Here is a 22,451-nt window from a genome sequence, read left to right on the forward strand (position 1 = left end):
GGGAGGAGGGGGCGGGCGGGAGGGGGCAGGATGGCCGGATGCCTGCACTCCTCGCTCCGCTGCTGCGCCCCGCGACGTACACCCGCTGGGTGCACCTGGTGATCGGACTGGTGTTCGCCGGGGTGGTGCTGCTGGTCTACCCGGGGACGGAGGGGGTGTCGACCGGGCGGGCGGTGCTGTGGGCGGTGGCGCTGGACGTGCCGCTGCTGTGCCTGGTGGCGCTGGTGCCGGGGGTGCGGCGCGGGGAGGGCGTGCAGGCGCGGCTGCTGCTGGCGCCCGCGCGGGAGGAGGAGATCGGGGTCGCGCCGTCGGCGGGCTGGGCGGACCGGGGGCGGACGGCGTGCTGGCTGGTGGCCCGGGTCGCGCTGGGGGTGGCGCTCGGCGTGGTGACGGTCCTCGCGCTCCGGACGGCGGTGGCCGAGCCGCTGCTCGCGCCGCCGGTGGCGTTCGCCCTGCTGTGGCTGGTGGTGTACGCCGGTCGGCTTCAACTCTCCCTAGCCGTACGGCTGTTGGGCCCGTCGGGGGCGGACCGGCTGGCGGCCGCGGAGGTCCGGGCCGAGCGGCTGCTGGAGCGCAACCGGCTGGCCCGGGAGCTGCACGACTCGATCGGGCACGCGCTGACGGTGACGGTGGTGCAGGCGGGGGCGGCCCGCGAGGTGGCCGATCCGGCGTTCCGGGAACGGGCGTTGGAGGCGATCGAGACCACCGGGCGGCGGGCCCTGGACGACCTGGAGCGGATGCTGGTGCTGCTGCGCGAGACTCCGGACGCGACCGCCACCGAGCAGCCCGGACTGGACCGCGCCGCCGAACTGTTCGCCGCCGCGACGGCGACCGGCAGCCCCGTCGACGCCGAACTCGACGTCCGCGCCGACGAGTTGCCCGGAGTGCTGTCCCGGGAGGCGTACCGGATCCTCCAGGAGGGCGTGACCAACGCGCTGCGACACGCCCCCGGCGCGCCGATCCTGGTCCGCGGCGCGGTGGAGGCCGGGGTGCTGGAGCTGTCCTGCCGCAACGCCCTCACCGGGAAGGGCAGTTCGCGCAAGGGCGGCGGCAAGGGCCTGCGCGGGGTGCGGGAGCGGGCGGTGCTGCTCGGCGGCGAGTGCGAGGCGGGGGCGAACGGCACAGGGGCGGACGGCACGGGGGCGGACTGGCTGCTGCGGGTGCGGCTGCCGCTACGGTTGGGCGGATGAGCGTGATCAAGGTGCTGCTGGTCGACGACGAGGAACTGATCCGCTTCGGCCTGCGCGCCGTCCTGGACGCCCAGCCGGACGTGGAGGTGGTCGGCGAGGCCTCCGACGGCGCCGAGGCGCTCGGCCTGGTCCGCTCGCTGCGCCCCGACGTGGTGCTGATGGACGTCCGGATGCCCGGCCTGGACGGCCTCGCCGCGACCCGGGCGATCCTGCGCGACGCCGACCGCGAGGCCGCTCGCGAGGCCGCTCGCGGGGCCGGTCGCGGCACCGGCCCGGCGCCGAAGATCCTGGTGGTCACCACCTTCGAGGCCGACGACTACGTGTACGAGGCGCTGCGCGCGGGCGCCGACGGCTTCCTGCTCAAGCGCTCCCGCCCGGCGGAGGTCGTCCAGGCCGTCCGGCTGGTCGCCGCGGGCGGGTCGCTGCTGTTCCCGGCCGCGATCCGCCGCCTCGCCGCCGCCCGGGCCGGGCACGCCGGGCCCGCCGCGGACGGCGGCGCGGTGGCCCGGGCGGGCCTGACCGGGCGGGAGGGCGAGGTGCTGCGGCTGATGGCCCGCGGCCTGTCCAACGCGGAGATCGGCGAACGGCTGCACCTGGGCGTGCAGACCGTGAAGACGCACGTCAGCGCGGTGCTCGGCAAGCTCGGCGCCCGCGACCGCACCCAGGCGGTGATCGCCGCCTACGAGTCCGGCTTCGTCACCCCGACCCCCGAGGGGGCCGCGGACCGGGACTGACCGGGACTGACCGGTGCCGACCGGGCCGGACGCGGCCGGGCCGGTCGCGGCCGGGGTGGCGGGGGTGGCGGGGACGGTCTCGTACGCGCCCCGGCGGAGCAGTTCGGCCAGCCGGGCGGCGAACGCGGCCGGGTCGGCGGCGCCCGGGCCCGTGCGGTCGGCCAGCACGACGTAGACCCGGTCGCCCGGCAGCGGGAGGTTGCGGGGCGTGGGATCGGCGCACAGCGCGCGGTCCCCGAGCAGGTGGTCGCAGTGGCCCTGCTTGACGGCGTCGCGCAGGTCGGCCCACTCGTCCGGGTCGAGGAACAGCACCCGGTGCGGGTCGGTGGCCCGGGCGATCGCCACCCCGCGGGGGGAGCTCGCCAGCACCACCCCGTCCAGGTCCTCGCTGACCGCGTGCCAGTCCAGCCCGAGGTGGCCCTCCGGGTAGTACTCCACCGGGATCACCGCGCGACCCCCCGCTCGGGCGTCCGGTCGGGCGTCCGGTCCGGGTCCGCCGGGGCCGGGTCGACCTCGGCCCACAGGCTCTCCCAGCGCTCCCCCTTCCGGTGCCCGAAGCGGTCGCCCGCACCGAGCGCCCGCAGCCTTGACCCCTCGTCCTCCCCCCTCGCGGCCTTCGGCCGGCAGATCCGTGAACGGCGCAGACGCGAACGCCTCACCCAGGACGGCCTGGGCGCCCGGGCCGGCTACACGGGCGCGTACGTCTCGCTGATCGAGAACGGCAGGCGCCGCCCGCCAGTTGAGTTCGTCCGCGCGATCGACCGGGCCCTGGGCGCGGCGGGCGCATTGGAGGGCGCGTGGTGGATACTCGGCCGCACCGCCTTCCACGGCGGCTTCCCGGAGTACGTGGGCCTGGAGGCGGCGGCCCGCCGGATCCAGGCGTGGGACATCGGGCTGCCACCGGGCACAGCCCAGACCGAGGAGTTCGCCCGAGCCCTGGAGGCGGGTTACGTGGAGCGCGGGGCGGTGACGCCCGACCAGGCCGCGGAACGAGTTGGCGTGCTGCTCGGCAGGCAGGCGCCCCTGCACTTGCCGGACCCGCCGGAACTGCACCTGGTGCTGGACGAGAGCTGCATTCGTACGGTGGTCGGCTCGCCCGAGGTGGCCGTTCGGCAGCTCAACTGGCTGGCCGAACTGTCCGCGCGCCCCAACATCGTGCTGTAGATCATGCCGTTCGCCCGCGGGGCGAAGCGGCCCTTCACGCACATGACCATCCTGCTGACGATGCCCGACGGGTCACTGGCGGGCTACACCGAGACGCACCAGCGGGGCTACGTCGAACGTGAACTCGAAACCGTGGCAGGCTGGTTGGACGACCATCATCGGCTGCAGGTCGAAGCACTCTCCCCGGCTGACTCCCTCGCGCTGCTCAGCAAGGCCCGGAAGGATCTATGCAACATGGTCCCCGTTGACCCGACCAACGCCAGTTGGTTCAAGTCCAGTTGCTCCGGTGGCGGCGGCTCGTGCGTCGAGGTCAGCACCGCCCGCGCCGCCTCCCACGGTGTGGTGCTGGTCCGCGACAGCAAGGACCCCGAGGGCGGGCACCTCGCGCTGTCCGCCGCGGCGTGGCGCGCCTTCGCCGGGGCGGCCGCCAGCGGCGTGCTCGGCGGGGTCTGACCTACCGGGTCGTGCGGAGCCCCCGGGGGGATCTCCCGGGGGCTCCGGTGTGGGTCATTCGTCGGGGGTGCCGTAGAGGTTGTCGCTGATCCAGGTGGGGACGTCGTACTCCTTGGCGCAGCTGTGGACGGCTTCCTGGGTGATCGAGTTGTCCCGGCAGTCGAGGTAGTCGCGGTAGACGAACTGCATGGTGAAGACGCTCAGCGAGACGACCAGGGCGAGGCCGCCGGTCAGGAGGGCGCTGAGGGCGGCCGGGACCTGGGGGCGGACGGGGCGCGGGGAGAAGGGGTCGGCCGCGGGTTCGGCGGGGGTGCGCAGGACGGTGACGGCGTACCAGATGGCGAGCAGGGCCAGCGGGAAGGCCAGCCAGAACTGGTTGAACAGGGTGGCGAGCAGCGCGGCGAAGCCGGAGAGCAGGGCGTTGCGGGCGGCGCGCTGGGTCGGGTCGGCGGGGTCGGGCTTGGGCGGGGCGGGCTGCCGGCCGGGGTCGGGGCGGGGACCCCACGGCGGGGGCTGGGGGAGGTCCTCGTCGGGGCGGCCGTCGGGCTGCTGTCCGTCGGGTTGCTGTCCGGTCGCGGGGGGCCGGGGGGTGCGGGGCCGCCACGGCTGGTCGGGCGCGCCGGGCGGAGGGGGCGCGAAGGGGTTGCGCTCGCCGCTGTCCTCGCCGCTGCTCATGGTCTCGGCCGTTTCTGCTCGTCGGGTGGTCCGCCCCGTGGGTGGGGGATCGGGCGGTCCGGTCAATGATCCCCCAGTCGGTTTCCGGCCGTGCGGCACCCTGCCGGGTTGGTGCCCCGGACGCGGTGGTCGGGCCGGGAGATCCCCGTCTCAACTACGCGCGTAGCGTGGCCGGGCGGTTACGGGTGGCCTCCCACCAGCCGTTATCGTGGTGACGGTCGGCAGCTCCCGTCGGTTCCCCGGGCACCCGCAGCGCCGCGGCCCCGGCGGTCCGCCGCCCGCTCCCGACCTGCCGCCGCCCGTAGTGGCCCCACCGACGGTGGACGTACCAGCGGGCGACAACCCGACGTACGGAGAATCGCGCCGTGGCTGCCGCTGACGCCCAAGTGTTCCCGCCCCGTACCCCCGGCCCGGCCCGGCTGGTGGTGCTGGTCTCCGGCTCCGGCACCAACCTCCAGGCGCTGATCGACGCCGCCGCCGACCCCGCCTACGGGGCGCGGATCGTCGCGGTGGGCGCCGACCGCGACGGCATCGCGGGCATCGGGCGGGCCGAGAAGGCCGGCGTCCCGGTCTTCGTCGAGCGGATCAAGGACCACGCCGACCGGGCCGCCTGGGACGCCGCGCTGACCGCCGCCGTCGCCTCGTACGAACCGGACCTGGTGGTCACCGCCGGGTTCATGAAGATCCTCGGCCCCGCGTTCGTCGCCGCCTTCGCCGGGCGCACCGTCAACACCCACCCCGCGCTGCTGCCCGCCTTCCCGGGGGCGCACGGCGTGCCCGACGCGCTGGCGTACGGGGTGAAGGTCACCGGCTGCACCGTGCACCTGGTGGACGCCGGGGTCGACACCGGGCCGATCATCGCCCAGGGCGTGGTGGAGGTCGAGGACGCCGACCACGCCGACGGCGGCGAGGCGCTGCACGAGCGCATCAAGACTGTCGAGCGCAAGCTGCTCGTCGAGGTCGTGGGCCGGCTGGCCCGCGAAGGACACCGCATCGAGGACCGAAAGGTATGGATTCCGGCATGAGCGCCGCTTCCTCCGGTAACACCCCCGTCTCCGAGAACGTGCGCCCGATCCGGCGCGCGCTGATCAGCGTCTACGACAAGACCGGGTTGGAGGAGCTGGCCCAGGGGCTGCACGCCGCCGGGGTCGCCATCGTCTCCACCGGCTCCACCGCCGGGAAGATCGCCGCTGCGGGCGTCCCGGTCACCGAGGTCTCCGAGCTGACCGGCTTCCCCGAGTGCCTGGACGGCCGGGTCAAGACCCTGCACCCGCGCGTGCACGCCGGCGTGCTGGCCGACCTGCGCCTGGAGTCGCACCGCGCGCAGCTCGCCGAGCTGGGCGTCGAGCCGTTCGACCTGGTCGTGGTGAACCTGTACCCGTTCACCGCCACCGTCGCCTCCGGCGCCACCCCGGACGAGTGCGTCGAGCAGATCGACATCGGCGGCCCGTCCATGGTCCGCGCCGCCGCGAAGAACCACCCCTCGGTGGCCGTCGTGGTCGACCCGGCCCGCTACGCGGACGTGCTGACCGCCGTGCAGGGCGGCGGCTTCGACCTGCTGACCCGCAAGCGCCTCGCGGCCGCCGCGTTCGCGCACACCGCCGCGTACGACGTCGCCGTCGCGAGCTGGTTCGAGGAGTCGGGCTACACCGGGTCCGAGGCCGCGTTCCCGTCCTTCCTCGGCAGCACCTGGGAGCTCGGCAACGTCCTGCGCTACGGCGAGAACCCGCACCAGCAGGCCGCCCTGTACACCGACGGGACGGGCGGCCTCGCGGGCGCCGAGCAGCTGCAGGGCAAGGAGATGTCCTACAACAACTACGTGGACACCGACGCGGCCCGCCGCGCCGCGTACGACCACGAGGGCCCGGCCGTCGCCATCATCAAGCACGCCAACCCGTGCGGCATCGGCACCGGCGCGGACGTCGCCGAGGCGCACCGCAAGGCCCACGCCTGCGACCCGGTCTCCGCGTACGGCGGCGTGATCGCCGTCAACCGCCCGGTCTCCGTCGAGCTGGCCGAGCAGATCGCCCCGATCTTCACCGAGGTCGTCGTCGCCCCCGGCTACGAGGACGGCGCCCTGGAGGTGCTGGCCAAGAAGAAGAACCTCCGGGTGCTGCGCGCCCCCGGCGCCCCCGCCGACGCGCTGGAGTCGCGCCGGATCTCCGGCGGCCTGCTGCTCCAGCAGGTCGACCGGGTCGACGCGGCCGGTGACGACCCGTCCACCTGGACGCTGGCCACCGGCGAGGCGCTGTCCGCCGAGGAGCTCGCCGAGCTGTCCTTCGCCTGGCGGGCCTGCCGGGCCGTCAAGTCCAACGCGATCCTGCTCGCCAAGGACGGCGCCTCGGTCGGCGTCGGCATGGGCCAGGTCAACCGGGTCGACTCCTGCAAGCTCGCCGTCGAGCGGGCCGGTGAGCGCGCCCGGGGCGCCTACGCCGCCTCCGACGCGTTCTTCCCGTTCGCCGACGGCCTGGAGATCCTGCTCGCCGCGGGCGTCAAGGCCGTGGTGCAGCCCGGCGGTTCGATCCGCGACGAAGAGGTGATCGCGGCCGCCGAGAAGGCCGGCGTGACCATGTACCTCACCGGGACCCGGCACTTCTTCCACTGACCGCCACCGGCCGCCGGGCCGGTGACACCGAGGGCCCCGCACCCCAGGAACTCCTGGCGTGCGGGGCCCTCGGGCTTCGCGCGGTACCGCTACTTCTTGATCACGATGGTGCCGGCCGCGCGGTCCTGCCAGCCCTGCAGCTTGCCGGAGTTGTCGAAGAACGGCGACAGGTAGACCAGCAGCATGCCGATGCCGCAGACGAAGTAGCCGACCATCGGGATGATGAAGCGGATGAAGCCGCCGCCCACGCCCGGGTTCTGGCCGTCGGTCTCCCGGACCACCCGCAGGCCCATCGCCATCTTGCCGATGGTCGCACCGGCAAGGCCGACCAGCAGCCACTCGTACAGCAGGCCGAACACGGCGATGATGCCGATCAGGCCGAGGAACGCCAGGCCGATGTTGGTGTCCTGCTGCGTGTTCTGGTCCATGCAGTCGCTCCACGCCTGGCTCGCGAAGTCGTAGCCCGTGCAGTCCTGCCTGGTCTTGTCGGCGATGCCGATCACACCGGCCAGGCCGCCGAACAGCGCGATGCCGACGATCACCGAGGTGACCAGGCTGTCCAGCAGGCGGGCCAGGAAGCGCTGCCCCATGGTCGCGATCCGGACGGTGCCGACGTTGGCGATGTTGATGTAGCCGTTGTTGGCCTGGATCGTGCCCGGCATCTGCGGGTAGCCGTAGTTGGCCTGCGGCGGCACCTGCGCCTGCGGGTAGCCGTAGGGCTGCTGCGGCTGGCCCTGCTGCGGGTAGCCGTAGCCCGCGGGCGGCGGGGCCTGCTGCGGGTAGCCGTAGCCGGGCTGCTGCTGCGGCGGCTGGCCGTACGGGTTGTTCGGGTCGGGCGGGTAGCTCATCGGTGCCTCCGGGCAGGAAGGGACGGGGACGGGACGGGAAAGACCTGGGGACGGGCTGGTGGGGACACCGACCGCGGGGCAGAGTAGCGGACCGCTCCGACGGAGCACCGGTCAACCGCCACGGCCGTGCCGCCCGTTCAGGAGCGCAGCGGTCCGAGCCGGGCCAACTCCCAGACCCAGCCGACCGCCAGGGCCGCACCCACCAGCAGGTTGCGGTGCGCGTACGACAGCTGCCGCCACCAGCGGCCCGGGCCGAGCGGGCCGCCCACCAGCGCCACCGCGGCCAGCGCCGTCACCGGGTTCGCCAGCAGCGCGGCGCTCCAACGGCCGTGGCCCGCCTCGACGAACACCGTGGTGCTGCCGCACAGCGGGCACGGGACGCCGGTCAACAGGCGCAGCGGACACAGCACCCCCGGGTCGTGCACCTCCTGGAGCGCGGCCACCGCGACGGCCGCCCCGGCGACCGCCGCCGCCCGCAGCACCACCCGCGCCGCCCCGCCGGGCACGGTGCCCGCCGGGCGCCGCCGACGGGACGCCGGCGCGGCGGGCGGAGCAGCGGAGGGGGCGGCGGGCGGTGCCGCGGCGGGCGGTGCCGGGGCGGGCGCCCCGACGGCGTTCACGGCCCGGCGGGGGAACGGTGCGACGGAGCGGCACCCGCGCCGCGGACGCCCTGCGGCCCCGGCCCGTACGGTTCGCTCACTGTCGTTCTTCCCCCGGCTGTCGTCCCCCGCCGGCGGCAGCCCGTCACCGGGGTCCGGCGCGGCGGGGATTGCCCCGCCATCGTCGTCCGTACCACACCGCGATGTCCAGCCGCTGCCCGGAACCCGGACCGGACCGTGCCCCAACCGCAACGGGCCCGGTACGCTCCGTGGCCCCGCGCCGACCCCCGGTGCCGGACGGCGGCGCGCCGGTCCGGCAGGCGGTCCGGCGGCGCGGCCCGCACCCCCGATCCGGGAGAATGTCCCCATGACTGCCCAGATTCTCGATGGCAAGGCCACCGCGGCCGCGATCAAGTCCGAACTCGCCGTCCGCGTGGCGGCCCTCAAGGAGCGGGGCATCGTCCCCGGCCTCGGCACCGTCCTGGTCGGCGACGACCCGGGCAGCCGGTGGTACGTCAACGGCAAGCACCGGGACTGCGCGGAGATCGGCATCGCCTCGATCCAGCGCGAACTGCCCGCCACCGCCACCCAGGAGGACGTCGAGAACGTCGTCCGCGAGCTCAACGCCGACCCGTCCTGCACCGGCTACATCGTCCAACTGCCGCTCCCCAAGGGCCTGGACCAGAACCGCGTGCTCGAACTCATGGACCCGGACAAGGACGCCGACGGCCTGCACCCGACCTCGCTCGGCCGCCTCGTCCTCGGCATCGACGGCCCGCTGCCCTGCACCCCGCTCGGCATCGTCGAGCTGCTCCGCCGCCACGGCGTCGCGATCGACGGCGCCGAGGTCGTCGTGGTCGGCCGCGGCATCACCGTCGGCCGCTCCATCGGCCTGCTGCTCACCCGCCGCAGCGAGAACGCCACCGTGACGCTCTGCCACACCGGCACCCGCGACCTCGCCGCGCACCTGCGCAACGCCGACGTCATCGTCGCCGCCGCCGGTGTCCCGCACCTGGTCAAGCCCGAGGACGTCAAGCCCGGCGCGGCCGTCCTCGACGTCGGCGTCTCCCGCAGCGAGGGCAAGATCGTCGGCGACGTGCACCCCGGCGTCGCCGAGGTGGCCGGCTGGATCTCCCCCAACCCCGGCGGCGTCGGCCCGATGACCCGCGCGATGCTCCTCAACAACATCGTCGAGGCGGCCGAGCGCCGCGCCGGCGCCTGACACCGGTGCCCGGCGTCACGCGGCGCGGCCGTCGCCGTCCCCCCGTCACCACCCGGGGCACCCTGCCGCCGGAGGGCTCCGCGGCCGCGTTCGGCCGCGGCCGCACCCTGCCGCTGCGGCAGTGGCCGATAACGCTGGTCCTGCTGGTCGCCGCGGCGGGCCTGCTCATCACCTGGCAGGGCCACTTCCGGCTCGGCCTGCTCGCGGTCGGCGCGGCCCCGCTGCTCGGCGCCCTGCTCCGGCTGGGGCTGCCCGACGTCGGCATGCTCGCCGTCCGCAGCCGGTTCACCGACGTCGCGCTGATGTTCGTGCTCGGCGGCGCGATCGTCCTGCTCACGCTGGTGGCCCAGCCCGACCCGTGGCTGCGGGTGCCGGTGCTGGAGAACATCGGCCGGCTGATCGGGCACCCGATGCGGTAGCCGTCGGCGCCGGAGCCGGGAGCGCGGGGAACCGCGCTCCCGGCTCCGTGCGTTCCGGCCCGGCCCGGTGCGCGCCCCGGCCCGGCCCGGTGCGCGCCCCGGCCCGGCCCGGTGCGCGCCCCGGCCCGGCTCCGTGCGTGCCCCGGCCCGGCTCCGTGCGTGCCCCGGCCCGGCCCGGAGCGTGCCCCGGTCGGTGGTGACAACCGCCTTGCGATAGCCTTACCCAGGTCTCTCGATATCGAGAGATCATCCTCGGCTCCAGCGCGCCGGTGTGCCCTGGGGCACCTGGCGATCGCAGGAGAAGGCTGAAATGACTCGCACCCCCGTCAATGTCACCGTCACCGGAGCCGCCGGCCAGATCGGCTACGCGCTGCTCTTCCGCATCGCCTCCGGTCACCTGCTGGGTGCCGACGTCCCGGTGAACCTGCGCCTGCTGGAGATCCCGCAGGGCCTGAAGGCGGCGGAGGGCGTCGCCATGGAGCTGGACGACTGCGCGTTCCCGCTGCTGCGCGACATCACCATCACCGACCAGGCGAACGTCGCCTTCGACGGCGCCAACGTCGCGCTGCTGGTCGGCGCCCGTCCGCGCACCGCGGGCATGGAGCGCGGCGACCTGCTCTCCGCCAACGGCGGCATCTTCGGCCCGCAGGGCAAGGCGATCAACGCCAACGCCGCGGACGACATCAAGGTCCTGGTGGTCGGCAACCCCGCCAACACCAACGCCCTGATCGCCCAGCGCAACGCCCCGGACGTGCCGGCCGAGCGCTTCACCGCGATGACCCGCCTGGACCACAACCGGGCCGTGGCGCAGCTGGCGAAGAAGGCCGGCGTCACCGTCGAGGACGTCAAGAAGGTCACCATCTGGGGCAACCACTCGGCCACCCAGTACCCGGACCTGTTCCACGCCGAGATCTCCGGCAAGGCCGCCTTCGACGCGGTCGGCGCGGACCAGGAGTGGGTCGAGAACTTCTTCATCCCGAAGGTCGCCAAGCGCGGCGCCGAGATCATCGAGGTCCGCGGCGCGTCCTCGGCCGCCTCGGCCGCGAACGCCGCCATCGACCACGTGCACACCTGGGTCAACGGCACCCCGGCGGGCGACTGGACCTCGATGGGCATCGTCTCGGACGGCTCGTACGGCGTGCCCGAGGGCCTGATCTCCTCGTTCCCGGTCACCACCAAGGACGGCAAGTTCGAGATCGTCCAGGGCCTGGACCTCTCGGAGTTCGACCGCAAGCGGATCGACGCCTCGGTCGGCGAGCTCGCCGAGGAGCGCGACGCGGTGCAGCAGCTCGGCCTCATCTGAGCGCCTCCCCACAGCGGCTGAACGGCCGGGCGCCCTCGGGGCGCCCGGCCGTCGTGCTGCGGGCGCCCTACACTCGGCCCGTGAGCGAAACCCTGCAGGACGCCGCGCTCGTCCTGGTGTTCATCATGCTGGGCGGGCTGTTCAACGTCGCCGAGATCGCGCTGATCTCGCTGCGCGAGGGGCAGATCCGCACCCTGGAGGCGGTGGGGTCGCGGCGGGCGGCACGGGCCGCGCACCTGGCGGCGGACCCGAACCGGTTCCTGGCGGCGGTGCAGGTCGGGGTGACCTGCATGGGCTTCCTGTCGGCGGCGTTCGGCGCGGACACCCTGGCGGGCAAACTGGCGCCGGTGTTCGTCCGGGCTGGCCTGTCCGAGGGCGTCGCGGACGCGGTGGCGCTGGTCGGCCTGACCCTGGTGATCTCCTACGCCTCGCTGGTGCTGGGCGAGTTGACGCCCAAGCGGATCGGCCTGCAGCGGGCCGAGTCGATCGCGCTGCTGGCCGCGCCGGTGGTGGACGTGATGTCGGTGGTGCTGCGGCCGGTGATCTGGCTGCTGGGGCACTCGACCAACCTGATGGTGCGCCTGCTGGGCGGCGACCCGAGCGCCGGGCGCGGCGTGATGAGCCCGGAGGAGCTGCGCGGCCTGGTCGCCGCCAACACCGAACTCGGCTCGGACGAACGCGAGTTGATCAACGAGGTGTTCGCGGCGGGGGAGCGCCAGCTGCGCGAGGTGATGGTGCCGCGCACCGAGGTGACCTTCCTGGACGGCGACCGCGCGGTGGCCGAGGTCCGGCACGAGACCGACTCCGCGCCGCACTCCCGCTACCCGGTGGTGGACGGCTCGTACGACGCGGTGACCGGCTTCGTGCACGTCCGCGACCTGTACGGCGCGCGCGGCGAACAGGCCGTCCGGGTGCGGGAGCTGGCCCGCCCGGTGAAGCTGCTCCCGGCCACCAAGCGGGTGCTGGAGGCGATGGGCGAGATGCGCCGGGAGGGCCACCACCTGGCGATCGTGGTCGACGAGTACGGCGGCACCGCGGGCATCGTCACCCTGGAGGACCTGGTCGAGGAGGTGGTCGGCGAGATCCGCGACGAGTACGACGCCCAGGACACCACCGCGACCCGCCGGCTGGCGGGCGGCGGCATGGAGATCGACGGGCTGCTGAACCTCGCCGACTTCGCCCAGGAGACCGGGCTGACCCTGCCCGAGGGCCCGTACGAGACGGTCGCCGGGTTCGTGGTGCGCGAGCTGGGCCGGCTGCCGCACAAGGGCGACCAGGTGCTCACCGACACCGGGGCGCGGCTGACCGTGGCCCGCCTCGACGGGCGGCGGATCGAGCGGCTGCGGGTGAGCACCGTCACACCGGCGGACCCAGTGGGGCCGGAGGTTTCCTGACCGGCCCGGGGAACTGGAACAATGGCCCCATGGTCAACGCAGCGGTCACCGGTCCCGTGAAGGACCGTCCCCGGGTGCTCTCCGGCATCCAGCCCACCTCGGGCTCCTTCCACCTGGGCAACTACCTCGGCGCGGTGCGCCAGTGGGTCGACCTCCAGGAGGCCAACGACGCCTTCTACATGGTCGTCGACCTGCACGCGATCACCGTCGAGCAGGACCCGGCGGCGCTGCGGCAGAACACCCGGGTCTCCGCCGCCCAGCTGCTCGGCGCGGGCCTGGACCCGGAGCGCTGCACCCTGTTCGTGCAGTCGCAGGTGCCCGAGCACGCGCAGCTGGCCTGGGTGATGAACTGCCTCACCGGCTTCGGCGAGGCCTCCCGGATGACCCAGTTCAAGGACAAGTCGGCCAAGCAGGGCAGTGACCGCACCACGGTCGGCCTGTTCACCTACCCGGTGCTGATGGTCGCCGACGTGCTGCTCTACCAGGCCGACGCGGTGCCGGTGGGCGAGGACCAGCGCCAGCACCTGGAGCTCACCCGCGACCTCGCGGACCGCTTCAACACCCGCTACGGCAAGACCTTCACGGTGCCCGAGCCGTACATCCTCAAGGCCACCGCCAAGATCCAGGACCTCCAGGACCCGGCCGCGAAGATGAGCAAGTCCGCGGCCACCGACAAGGGCCTGGTCAACCTGCTCGACCCGGCGAAGACCAGCGCCAAGAAGTTCAAGAGCGCCGTCACCGACACCGACACCGTCGTCACCTACGACGAGGCGGCCAAGCCCGGCGTCTCCAACCTGCTGCGGATCCACTCCGCGCTCAGCGGGCTGTCGGTCGACGAACTGGTCGCGCACTTCGAGGGCAAGATGTACGGCGCCCTGAAGACCGAGCTGGCCGACCTGTTCACCGAGTGGGTCACCCCGTTCCAGGCCCGCACCCGGCAGTACCTGGACGACCCGGCCGAGCTCGACCGCGTCCTCGCGCTGGGCGCCGAGAAGGCCCGTGCGGTGGCGTCCGAGACGCTCGCCGAGGTGTACGACCGGGTCGGCTTCCTGGCTCCCAAGCGCTGATGCCGACGGCTGCCGCCCCCGGTGGTGACGGCCTCGACGAGGCCGTCACCATCGGCGTGTCCGTACACGTCCCGGAGCCGTACGGCAGCCGGGTGCAGGACGCCCGGGCCGGGCACGGCGACCCGCAGGCCAGGTCGATACCGACCCACGTCACCCTGCTGCCGCCGACCGAGACCCGCACCGGGCTGCTGCCCGGGATAGAGCGCCACCTGCGGGCGGTGGCCGCCGGGCAGCGGCCGTTCCGGATGCTGCTCCAGGGCAGCGGCACCTTCCGCCCGGTCTCCCCGGTGGTGTTCATCCGGGTGGAGGAGGGCGCCCAGGAGTGCCGGGTGCTGGAGGCCGAGGTCCGCTCCGGCCCGCTGGCCCGCGAGCTGGCCTTCCCGTACCACCCGCACGTCACCGTCGCGCACGGCCTGCCCGAGCCCGCCCTGGACGTGGCGTACGAGCGGACCAAGGGCTTCCGGGCGGTCTTCGAGGTGGCCGAGTTCGTGCTGTCCACCTTCGGCCCGGACGCGGTGTGGCGCCCGTGGCGCAGCTACGCGTTCGGCCGGAGCTGAGCGGTTCCTGTGCGTCCCATCCGGGTTTTCTCCCAGTTCGCCATGAATCCTTTGCCGTACCTTGGACTTGTGTTCGCCCCTGGCTAGCGTCGGTCCCACAGCAGTTCGTAGTGGGAGAGACATGGCAACCCGGGCACGGAAACTGGTACGGCGGGCAGCCGGACGCACCCTGCGGGCGATCGGAGTCAAGCGCGCCCCCGCCCCCGCGGCCCCGGACCGGCGGCGCTTGCGCGAGGACGAGCTGCTGGCCGCCGACCCCGCCCTGGTGCGGCACGCGGGCCTGCTCGCCGAGGTCCGCGACGACCTGCTCGCCCCGCAGGCCCGGGAGGCCAACCTGCTGGCCGCCACCGCGGCGCTCGACGCGGCCGACCTGGACTACCTGCTGATACCCGACCGCGGCCCCCGCCCCCGGCTGGCGATCCGCCCCGGCGACCGGGCCGCCGTGCTGGGCGCGCTCGCCGCGGCCTTCACCGGCGCCCCCGCGTACGCCGAACTGCTCGGCCACGGCCGCGTCCACCGCACCGTGCTGGCCGAGCAGCTGCCCGCCGCCGTCGTCGCGCACGAGCGGCCCGGCCCCGAGGGCGCCGAGCCGCCGGAGCGGGTCAAGGGCCTGCGGCTGTTCCGCCCCGCCGTCACCACCGGCCGCACCCTGCACTACGGCCCGGACTACGGCTGCGACCTGGAGTTCTGGGACGCCGACGACTCCTCGGGCGGCGCCGTCGCCGCCATCGACGAGACCCCGTTCGGCTGGTGGCTGCCCTCGCTGGAACCGGCCGGCACCGTCCGCCTCGGCACCCGCGACTACCCGGTCGCCGCCCCCTTCCTGCACGACCTGCCGGAGGACGTCCGCCACCCCGTGGACGCCGTGATCACCTGGGTCGACGACTCCGACCCCGCCTGGCGGGCCCGCCGCGCCGAGGCCCGCGCCCGGCTGCTCGGCGACACCCCCGGCGGCCCCGACGCCCCGCTCGGCGACGACGGCAGCCACCGCTACCGCAACCGCGACGAACTGTGCTACTGCCTGCGCTCGCTGGCCATGTACGCCCCGTGGATCCGGCGGATCCACCTGGTCACCGACGACCAGACCCCCGACTGGCTGGACACCGGGGCACCCGGCATCAGCGTCGTGTCGCACCGCGACCTGCTGGCCGGCGGCGGGGTGTTCAACTCGCACGCGATCGAGACCGGGCTGCACCGGATCCCCGGCCTGGCCGAGCACTTCCTGTACTTCAACGACGACGTCTTCCTCGGCCGCCCGGTCCGCCGCGAGGACTTCTTCCTCGGCAGCGGCCAGCCCAAGGTCGTCCGCGACCACCGGATCGTCCCGCCCGCCGGGGCGGACGGCCCGACCGGCACCGCCAACGTCTACACCGCCGTCCAGCAGAACACCCGTCACCTGCTGGCCGCCGAGCACGGCCGCGCCCTCACCCGCGTCCTCGCGCACCCGCTCGCCCGCTCGCTGATGGCGGACGCCGAACGGATCTGGGGCGCCGAACTGGCCGCCACCGAACGCTCCGCGTTCCGGGCCAGGACCGACATCGCACCGATCACCCTGGCGCTCTACCACGGCCTGCTGAACGGCGGCGCGGTCGACGGCGGGCTCGACCACGCGTACCTCGCCCTCCACGAGGCCGAGGGCCGCGCCCGGCTCGCCCGACTGCTCGCCGACCGCGACCTGGACGTGTTCTGCCTGGCCGACGGCCCCAACGACGGCGGCCCGACCGAGGAGCAGGACCGCGCGATGGCCGAGTTCCTGCAGGCGTACTTCCCGGTCCCCGGCCCGTACGAGCGCCCCGCCGCCGCGGCCGGCACCCCCCTCGTACCGTCGCCCGCCCGCACCGCCGCCGCCCGCACCGCCGCCGCCCGGGAGACCGCCGCCGCGCACTGACCGACCGCGCACACGACCGGGCCCCGGGAACCCGAAGGTTCCCGGGGCCCGGCCGCGCGCCCGCCGGGCCTCAGTCCCGCCGCTCGGCGAGTTCGAGCATCCGGTCGACCACCCGGGCCGCGGCCCGCCCGTCGTCCAGCGGGCAGAACCGCTCCCGGAAGGCCCGGTAGCGCTCCGCGTGCGGCGCCGGGTCCAGGTCGCGCAGGGCGGCCACCACGGCGGCGGAGTCGGCCAGCAGCGGCCCCGGGGCGTGCGCCTCGAAGTCGAAGGTGAAGCCGCGCAGCCTGCTGCGGTAGTGCTCCAGGTCGTAGGTGAAGAACAGCATCGGACGGCCGGTCACCGCGAAGTCGAACATCAGCGAGGAGTAGTCGGTGACCAGCACGTCGGCGGCCAGCATCAGGTCGGCGACGTCCGGGTGGTCCGAGACGTCCCGGACGAAGTCGTCGTCCGGGATCCGCCCGCCGACGTGCACGTGCGGCCGCAGCAGCAGCACGTGGTCCTCGCCGAGCGCGGCCCGGGCCGCCTCGACGTCCAGCTGCAGGTCGAGCCGGTAGCGGTCGCCCTCGCGCTGGTCGTCGCGCCAGGTCGGGGCGTACAGCACGGCGGTGCGCCCCTCCGGGACGCCGAGCCGGGCGCGGACCGCGGCCCGCTCGGCCGGGTCGGCCCGCACCAGGCGGTCGTTGCGCGGGTAGCCCGCCTCCAGCGGCTCGTCGCGGTAGTCGAAGGAGTCGGCGAGGACCGGGGTGGCGAACGGGCTGGGGGAGAGCAGCAGGTTCCACTGCTTCACCTCGTGCTCCAGCCGGTCCAGGTAGCCGTCCTCGGCCATCCAGTCGGTGCGGACCTGGCGCGCTATCCGCTTGAGCGGGGTGCCGTGCCACAGCTGGGCGACGACCTGGCCCTCGCGGCGCTCCAGGAAGTCCGGGAAGTGCGTGTTGCCGACCAGGTAGCGGCAGGTGGCCAGCGCCTCGTACCACTCGGGGCTCCACATCCGCAGCGCGGTGGTGCCCGGCGGGGGCTGCTCCTGGCCGTCCTCGACCACCCACAGGTGCTCCAGCGGCAGGCCGCGGGCGGCCAGCTCCTCGTGCACGGCGCGCGGGTTGCAGGAGTAGCTGCGGCCGCCGAAGACGTCGTACAGCACGGCGTCGCGCAGCGGCAGGCGGCGGGCCGCCGGGTAGTCGACGGTGCGCAACCGCAGCTGGCGGCGGGCGTTGCGCTCGGCGGCGGACAGCACCGGGGTGCTGTCCAGGATCAGGGTGTCGTGCCAGCGGCGCTCCAGCAGGAAGGTCTTGGGGCCGCGGGCGGCGCGCAGCGGCAGCCCCGCCAGCGCGCCGGGGTGCAGGCGCAGCGACAGGCCCTCGTGCTCGGGGGCGCCGACCCGGCGCAGCGACAGCTCCCAGACGCCCTTGGCGAGCGGCCGGGGGCGGCCGTCGGAGGCGTCCGGCTCCAGCGCCAGGACGGTGTCGAAGCGGCCGTCGGCGGTCAGCTCGACGGGGCGGCGCCGTTCGCGGCCGTCGCCGCTGTGGCGCAGCACCAGCTCCACGGCGGCGCCGCCGTGGTGCGGGAGCTCGCCGGTCAGCCGGTAGCCCGCCGGGACGGGCGCGAGGGCGTCGACCACCGGCTCCGGGTCCTGGACGCAGAACTGCAGGCGCAGGTCGGAGAGCTGCTTGGCGTACAGCACCTGCCGGTCCGGCAGCGGGAACTGGCGGGCGCCGGTGGGCGGCAGGTCCGTCCGCAGGTCGACGGTGCGGCCGTCGGGGTGCAGCAGGGCGGGCTCCCAGTGCCCGGAGAGGTCGCAGTTCGCGGCGGTGACGCGGGCGGTGAACGCGGGGCCGTCCCAGTCGGTGGCGCAGGTCAGGGCGGTGTCGGACTCGCGGTGGCGCAGTACCAGGGAGCTGCCGGCGGCGTCGGCGGGGGCCCGGCCGGAGACCTGGAAGCCGTCCGCGGTGCGCTCCAGGCCGGTGGCGACGGCCCGGCCGGGCAGTACGGTCAGCTGCAGGGTCTCGGAGCCGAAGCGGGGCACCAGCAGCACGCCCTCGTCGACCCAGCGGGCGGGCGGGTACTCGGCGCTGCCGCACCAGTGCGCGACGACCGGGGTGCGCACCCGCTGGGAGCCGGCCGCGACCAGCGCGGTCACCTTCCAGGTGCCGGGCAGCCACTGGCCGCGCTGGCGCAGCGCCTGCGGCTCGACCAGGGCGGTGAATCCGGTCCAGTCGAGCCCCAGTTCCTCCTGGCCGCTGTCGTCGGTGGCCTCGGGCAGGTAACGCGGGAAGGTCCGCAGCTTCAGCGCCCGCTGCCCGGACGGCGGGGTCAGTTCGAGTTCGACCTCGGTCCGCCCCGGGCGGTCCCCGGGCTGCCCCTCCAGGCGGCCGTCGCCGAGCAGCGACAGGACGTCGCCGTCCCAGGCCGCCTGCCGCAACCCGACCCGGGCGGCGGGGTCGGCGGTGGTGCGGGAGCGGTCCTGGCGACCGGCGAAGAGGGAGAGTCGTGACACCCGCCCATGACAGCCAGGCGAACCGGGAAAGTCAATTCCCCCCCTGCTGGGAAAATTCTCAGATTTCCCGGGAGTCGGGCGGGAATTGGCTGGGAGTCGACCGGCGGTGACGCGGCGTCGACCGGTTGACGGAGGTGATCACCCAGCGTCCCCGGCTGGTGCCGGAGGGCGGCCCGGCCGGGAACGGGCGAACGGCCCCGGCCGGGAACGGCTCCCGCGGCTACGCCTCGCCCTCGGCGAGCAGGGCGTCCACGACCCGGGCCGAGGCCCGGCCGTCGTCCAGGTCCGCGTACGCCTCGCGGAAGGCCGCGTACCTGTCCGCGTACCCGGCGGTGGCCGCGGGCACGTCGCCGAGCGCCGCGACGACCTCGGCGGAGGTGCGCAGCAGCGGGCCGGGCGCCTGGGCCTCGAAGTCGAAGCTGAAACCGCGCAGGTTGTCGCGGTAGTGCTCCAGGTCGTAGGCGAAGAACAGCACCGGGCGGCCGGTGTTCACGAAGTCGAACACCGAGGCCGAGTAGTCGGTCACCAGCACGTCGGCGACCAGCAGCAGCTCCGCCGCGTCGGGGTAGGTGCTGACGTCCCACACGTAGCCGTTCCCGGCCTCGGCGATCTGCCCGCGCACCACCTCGTGGCTGCGCACCAGCAGCACCTGGTCGTCGCCCAGCGCGGCGCGGGCCGCCTCCAGGTCGAGCTGCAGGTTGAACTGGTAGCCGCCGTCGGGCAGCCGGCGGTCCTCCCGGAAGGTCGGCGCGTACAGCACGACCTTCTTGCCCTCGGGCAGGCCCAGCTGCTCGCGCACCCGCTCGGCGGTCTTCTCCCGGTCGGCGGCGAACAGCAGGTCGTTGCGCGGGGCCCCGCTCTCCAGCACCTCGCCCCCGTACCCGAAGGCGCGCCGCAGCACCGGCACCGACCAGCGGTTGCCCGCGGTCAGCAGGCTCCACTGCGGCACCTCCTCCTTGAGGTGCTCCAGGTACCCGGAGTCGGTGAACCAGACCTTCTCGAAGTCGGTGCCGATCCGCTTCAGCGGCACGCCCTGCCAGGTCTGCAGGACGACCTGGCCGGGGCGGCGGCGGAAGTACGTGGGCAGGTGGGTCGAGGTGACGACGTACTTCGCGGTGGCCAGCGCCTCGAACCACTCGGGGGAGCGGTGGCGGACGCACTCGGCGGTCTGCGGCAGCTCGGCCTGCAGGTCGTTGGAGGTCCACAGGTGGCGCAGCGGCAGGCCGCGGCGGACCAGCTCCTCGTGCACGGCCCGCGGCGAGTCGCCGTACAGGCCGCCGTCGACGGTCCACCAGTCCTCCCGGACGGTGTGGTACAGCACCGTGTCGGTCAGCGGGGCGTCCTGCGCCGCGGCGTAACCGTGCCGCAGCAGCCGCTGCCGGTAGCCGCTGCGCTCGTCGGGGTCCAGCGGGTCGTGCGACTCCAGCGTGAGGGTGTCGAACAGGCGGCGCTCCAGGGCGACCCGCTTGCCGCGGGCCTCGATCTCCAGCGGCAGCGCGTCGAAGGTCCGGTCGGAGAGCGCGGCGGCCGGCCACAGGCTGTCGACCGGGGCGCCGACCGGGCGGAACAGCACCGTCCAGGTGCCCTTGTGCAGCGGCACCCGCCCGGCGAAGGACGCGGTCGGGACGGCGGGCAGCGCGGCCCGGAACCGTCCGTCGGCGATCTCCATCGGGTAGGCGTGCTCCTCCTGGCGCTTGGGGTGCCGGATCACCAGCTCGTAGCGGTGGGTGCCGGGCAGCGGGAAGGAGCCGCTGAGCACGAAGCCCTCGCCGTCGGTGGCGCGCGCCACCTCCTCGATCACCGGCTGCAGCACCTGGTCGCACAGCTGCAGGTAGCCGGAGGGGGAGGGCTTGGCGTACAGCGCGCGGTCGCCGCCGGGCAGCGGCACGTGCAGCCGGACCGGGGCGGCCCGGTCGTCCAGCACCACGGGCAGCGAGCTGCCGTCGGTGAGCTTCAGCTCCAGGTCCCAGCGGTCCCGGGTGCGCTCCTCGGCGGTCGGGTCGAGCGCGTCCCAGGCCTCCCGGACGGCGGTCAGCTCGGACAGCCGCACCCGCGCGGTGAACGGCAGGTCGCGCCCGGCCGGGGTGCCGAGCTCCAGCTCGGCGAACAGCTCGCGGTCGGACTCGACGTGCCGCAGCTTCAGTTCGCCGCCCGCCAGGTCGGGGCCGGAGCGGACCAGGCCGCGCAGCTCCACGGTGCCGTCCTGCGCCGAGGCCGCGACCGCGCGGGCCCGCACCCGCTCCACCCGCAGCAGCAGGTGCCCGTCGCGCGACCAGGGCACGATCCGGACGTCGTCCTCGACCCAGTGCACCGGCGGGTACTCGTTGCGGTCGTGCCAGCCGACCGACACCCGGCCCTTGTACACGCCGCCCTTGCCGACCCCGGCCACCAGCACCCGCCAGGAGCCGTCCTTCCAGGCCCCGCGGGACTTCAGCCGCTGCGGGTCGATGGACGCGCTGAAGCCCGCCCAGTCGCAGCTGTACAGGTCGTGCGGGGAGCTGGCGGTGGCCTCCGGGGAGTACTGCGCCTTGGTCTGCACGGCCACCACGCCGCGGCCCTTGGCCTCGCGCAGGACCAGCGCCTTGACCATGTCGTGCTTGTGCTCGGCGCCCAGGTGCTCGGGGAAGGCGTGGCCGCTGAGCTTCAGCTTGCCGCCCTCCCAGCGGGCCTCGTACAGCCGCGAGCGCATCACCAGGGCGTTCTTCAGCCGCAGCACGTCCGCCGGGACGCTCTTGCGGCCGCCGCGCAGGAACGGGTAGTCGGCGTACGGGCGGAGCAGGCCGCGGGCCGGGGCGGCGCCGTTGCTGTCCTTCTCGAAGCGGAGCTGCTCGATCAGCTCCTCCAGCCGGCCCTGCAGGGTCAGGTGGTACTTCAGCCGCAGCGGGGCGCGCAGCCTGCGGACCGGCTCGGGCCCGATGGCGCGCAGCAGCCGGCCGGCCGACTCCAGGTAGGCGGCGTTGTAGTCCGGGTCGTTCTCCAGCACCGACCCGAAGAACATCGGGATCTCCTCGACGAGGTTGTTCTCGTCGTAGGTGCGCAGGTACTTGCGGAACTTCGGGTCGCTCTGCGCCGAGAGCCACTCCCGGACCAGCTCCATCGACCTGACCCGGTCGATGACGCCCTTCGGGTTGGTCTTCATCTGGGTGATCGACATCTCGCCGACCTCCCGCTCGCGCCAGTGGTAGATCGGCTCGGCGAGCACGTCGACCCGGCGGGCCAGGAAGTGGTGCGGCACGCTGACCGGCGCGTCCTCGTACAGGATGCCCTCGGGGTACAACACGCCCGCCTCGTCGAAGAAGGAGCGGCGGTAGACCTTGTTCCAGGCGGTGCGGTCGGTGATCAGCGCCGGGATCTCGGTGATGTGGGTGCGCAGCCGGGTCGTCGCGAACGGCCTGCGGTGGCCGCCGGACTGGTAGTGGCCGACCGCGCGGAAGCGCAGCACGTTGCCGGTGCAGAAGTCCGAGCCGGTCTCGTCCAGGGTGCCGATCATCAGCTCGTACGCGGACGGCGGCATGGTGTCGTCGCTGTCGACGAACGCCAGGAACTCGCTGTCCGGGGAGATGTTCCGGTAGCCGGTGTTGCGGGCCGCCCCCAGACCCTTGTTCACCTGCTGCACCAGCCGGAACCGGGAGTCCTTCGCGGCGTAGGCCCGCGCGATCTCGGCGCTGGAGTCCTTGGAGCCGTCGTCGACCATGACGCACTCGAAGTCGGCGAAGGTCTGGGCGGCGATGGAGTCCAGGCACTCCTCGAGGTAGCGCTCGACGTTGTAGATCGGAACGACGACGGAGAGACGGGGGGCCATCGGTAGCGCAGAGCCTTTCCTCGGGGGTGCGGCCGGCGGG

17 protein-coding genes and 1 pseudogene are annotated in these 22,451 nt (G+C 74.3%); 13 read left to right on the forward strand and 5 right to left on the reverse strand.

All coding sequences use genetic code 11. The features are described 5' to 3' along the window. The first annotated feature begins 38 nt into the window (after window positions 1–38). The 4 genes and pseudogenes from OO57_RS16285 to OO57_RS41130 all read left to right on the forward strand — a co-directional run bounded on the left by OO57_RS16285 (window position 39) and on the right by OO57_RS41130 (window position 3,541). Window positions 39–1,190 (forward strand): sensor histidine kinase, encoded by a 1,152-nt coding sequence (locus OO57_RS16285; RefSeq protein WP_033253202.1) that lies wholly within the window; start codon window positions 39–41, stop codon window positions 1,188–1,190. Continuing rightward, window positions 1,187–1,924 (forward strand): response regulator transcription factor, encoded by a 738-nt coding sequence (locus tag OO57_RS16290; protein WP_033253203.1) that lies wholly within the window; start codon window positions 1,187–1,189, stop codon window positions 1,922–1,924. Before OO57_RS16285 ends, OO57_RS16290 begins: the two co-directional genes overlap by 4 nt. 414 nt (window positions 1,925–2,338) lie before the next feature. Next, window positions 2,339–3,286, forward strand: a pseudogene (locus OO57_RS39505) (helix-turn-helix domain-containing protein); the annotation flags it as partial. Window positions 3,287–3,322: 36 nt separating this feature from the next. Further along, complete coding sequence (locus OO57_RS41130; protein ID WP_033253240.1) at window positions 3,323–3,541, forward strand: DUF397 domain-containing protein; 219 nt, start codon at window positions 3,323–3,325, stop codon at window positions 3,539–3,541. Between the two features lie 54 nt (window positions 3,542–3,595). Here OO57_RS41130 and OO57_RS16305 read toward each other — a convergent pair whose 3' ends face one another. Then, on the reverse strand, window positions 3,596–4,216 hold the full coding sequence (locus tag OO57_RS16305) for a hypothetical protein (RefSeq protein WP_051777722.1): 621 nt from the start codon (window positions 4,214–4,216) through the stop codon (window positions 3,596–3,598). Between the two features lie 365 nt (window positions 4,217–4,581). Here OO57_RS16305 and purN point away from each other — a divergent pair, with 365 nt between their 5' ends. Both purN and purH read left to right on the forward strand, forming a co-directional pair. Further along, complete coding sequence (gene purN / locus OO57_RS16310) at window positions 4,582–5,241, forward strand: phosphoribosylglycinamide formyltransferase (RefSeq protein ID WP_234337367.1); 660 nt, start codon at window positions 4,582–4,584, stop codon at window positions 5,239–5,241. Beyond that, on the forward strand, window positions 5,238–6,821 hold the full coding sequence (gene purH, locus OO57_RS16315; protein ID WP_051777724.1) for a bifunctional phosphoribosylaminoimidazolecarboxamide formyltransferase/IMP cyclohydrolase: 1,584 nt from the start codon (window positions 5,238–5,240) through the stop codon (window positions 6,819–6,821). Before purN ends, purH begins: the two co-directional genes overlap by 4 nt. 89 nt (window positions 6,822–6,910) lie before the next feature. On the opposite strand, the gene OO57_RS16320 is transcribed toward purH, so the two are convergent. Continuing rightward, on the reverse strand, window positions 6,911–7,669 hold the full coding sequence (locus OO57_RS16320) for an RDD family protein (RefSeq protein WP_033253206.1): 759 nt from the start codon (window positions 7,667–7,669) through the stop codon (window positions 6,911–6,913). 137 nt (window positions 7,670–7,806) lie between these two features. Continuing rightward, window positions 7,807–8,289 carry a DUF2752 domain-containing protein gene (locus tag OO57_RS16325; RefSeq protein WP_199811269.1) on the reverse strand — a complete coding sequence of 161 codons (483 nt, stop codon included), beginning with the start codon at window positions 8,287–8,289 and terminating at the stop codon, window positions 7,807–7,809. A 346-nt stretch (window positions 8,290–8,635) separates the two neighbouring features. Here OO57_RS16325 and OO57_RS16330 point away from each other — a divergent pair, with 346 nt between their 5' ends. The 7 genes from OO57_RS16330 (at window position 8,636) to OO57_RS16360 (ending at window position 16,118) form a co-directional block, all read left to right on the forward strand. Beyond that, window positions 8,636–9,490 carry a bifunctional methylenetetrahydrofolate dehydrogenase/methenyltetrahydrofolate cyclohydrolase gene (locus tag OO57_RS16330; RefSeq protein ID WP_033253207.1) on the forward strand — a complete coding sequence of 285 codons (855 nt, stop codon included), beginning with the start codon at window positions 8,636–8,638 and terminating at the stop codon, window positions 9,488–9,490. Window positions 9,491–9,495: 5 nt separating this feature from the next. Beyond that, window positions 9,496–9,909 (forward strand): DUF3017 domain-containing protein, encoded by a 414-nt coding sequence (locus OO57_RS16335; protein WP_051777726.1) that lies wholly within the window; start codon window positions 9,496–9,498, stop codon window positions 9,907–9,909. A gap of 310 nt (window positions 9,910–10,219) precedes the next feature. Beyond that, complete coding sequence (locus tag OO57_RS16340) at window positions 10,220–11,212, forward strand: malate dehydrogenase (protein ID WP_033253208.1); 993 nt, start codon at window positions 10,220–10,222, stop codon at window positions 11,210–11,212. An 80-nt stretch (window positions 11,213–11,292) separates the two neighbouring features. Continuing rightward, entirely contained in the window at window positions 11,293–12,606 is a 1,314-nt protein-coding gene (locus OO57_RS16345; protein ID WP_033253209.1) for a hemolysin family protein, read from the forward strand. 74 nt (window positions 12,607–12,680) lie between these two features. Then, window positions 12,681–13,673 (forward strand): tryptophan--tRNA ligase, encoded by a 993-nt coding sequence (trpS, locus tag OO57_RS16350; RefSeq protein WP_033253244.1) that lies wholly within the window; start codon window positions 12,681–12,683, stop codon window positions 13,671–13,673. Continuing rightward, the gene (locus tag OO57_RS16355; RefSeq protein ID WP_051777728.1) at window positions 13,673–14,230 is read left to right on the forward strand and encodes a 2'-5' RNA ligase family protein; all 558 of its coding nucleotides are present in this window, start codon (window positions 13,673–13,675) and stop codon (window positions 14,228–14,230) included. The genes trpS and OO57_RS16355 overlap by 1 nt, the downstream gene beginning before the upstream one ends. Window positions 14,231–14,351: 121 nt before the next feature. Continuing rightward, window positions 14,352–16,118, forward strand: a complete 1,767-nt coding sequence (locus tag OO57_RS16360; protein ID WP_158715141.1) for a Stealth CR1 domain-containing protein — start codon at window positions 14,352–14,354, stop codon at window positions 16,116–16,118. Window positions 16,119–16,188: 70 nt separating this feature from the next. On the opposite strand, the gene OO57_RS16365 is transcribed toward OO57_RS16360, so the two are convergent. Further along, on the reverse strand, window positions 16,189–18,609 hold the full coding sequence (locus OO57_RS16365; RefSeq protein ID WP_051777732.1) for a CDP-glycerol glycerophosphotransferase family protein: 2,421 nt from the start codon (window positions 18,607–18,609) through the stop codon (window positions 16,189–16,191). A gap of 220 nt (window positions 18,610–18,829) precedes the next feature. Then, window positions 18,830–22,411: a bifunctional glycosyltransferase/CDP-glycerol:glycerophosphate glycerophosphotransferase gene (locus OO57_RS16370; RefSeq protein WP_033253210.1), complete on the reverse strand. Its 3,582-nt coding sequence runs from the start codon at window positions 22,409–22,411 to the stop codon at window positions 18,830–18,832. Between the last annotated feature and the right edge of the window lie 40 nt (window positions 22,412–22,451).

It is taken from the genome of Kitasatospora phosalacinea, from assembly GCF_000717185.1.
Classification (GTDB): domain Bacteria; phylum Actinomycetota; class Actinomycetes; order Streptomycetales; family Streptomycetaceae; genus Kitasatospora; species Kitasatospora phosalacinea_A.

What these genes read in the sequence shown, in the direction of transcription:
- OO57_RS16285 (WP_033253202.1), top strand. Translation starts at nt 39, where the DNA reads ATGCCTGCACTCCTCGCTCCGCTGCTGCGCCCCGCGACGTACACCCGC.
- OO57_RS16290 (WP_033253203.1), top strand. Translation starts at nt 1,187, where the DNA reads ATGAGCGTGATCAAGGTGCTGCTGGTCGACGACGAGGAACTGATCCGC.
- OO57_RS41130 (WP_033253240.1), top strand. Translation starts at nt 3,323, where the DNA reads ATGGTCCCCGTTGACCCGACCAACGCCAGTTGGTTCAAGTCCAGTTGC.
- OO57_RS16305 (WP_051777722.1), bottom strand. Translation starts at nt 4,216, where the DNA reads ATGAGCAGCGGCGAGGACAGCGGCGAGCGCAACCCCTTCGCGCCCCCT.
- purH (WP_051777724.1), top strand. Translation starts at nt 5,238, where the DNA reads ATGAGCGCCGCTTCCTCCGGTAACACCCCCGTCTCCGAGAACGTGCGC.
- OO57_RS16320 (WP_033253206.1), bottom strand. Translation starts at nt 7,669, where the DNA reads ATGAGCTACCCGCCCGACCCGAACAACCCGTACGGCCAGCCGCCGCAG.
- OO57_RS16330 (WP_033253207.1), top strand. Translation starts at nt 8,636, where the DNA reads ATGACTGCCCAGATTCTCGATGGCAAGGCCACCGCGGCCGCGATCAAG.
- OO57_RS16340 (WP_033253208.1), top strand. Translation starts at nt 10,220, where the DNA reads ATGACTCGCACCCCCGTCAATGTCACCGTCACCGGAGCCGCCGGCCAG.
- OO57_RS16355 (WP_051777728.1), top strand. Translation starts at nt 13,673, where the DNA reads ATGCCGACGGCTGCCGCCCCCGGTGGTGACGGCCTCGACGAGGCCGTC.
- OO57_RS16360 (WP_158715141.1), top strand. Translation starts at nt 14,352, where the DNA reads ATGGCAACCCGGGCACGGAAACTGGTACGGCGGGCAGCCGGACGCACC.
- OO57_RS16370 (WP_033253210.1), bottom strand. Translation starts at nt 22,411, where the DNA reads ATGGCCCCCCGTCTCTCCGTCGTCGTTCCGATCTACAACGTCGAGCGC.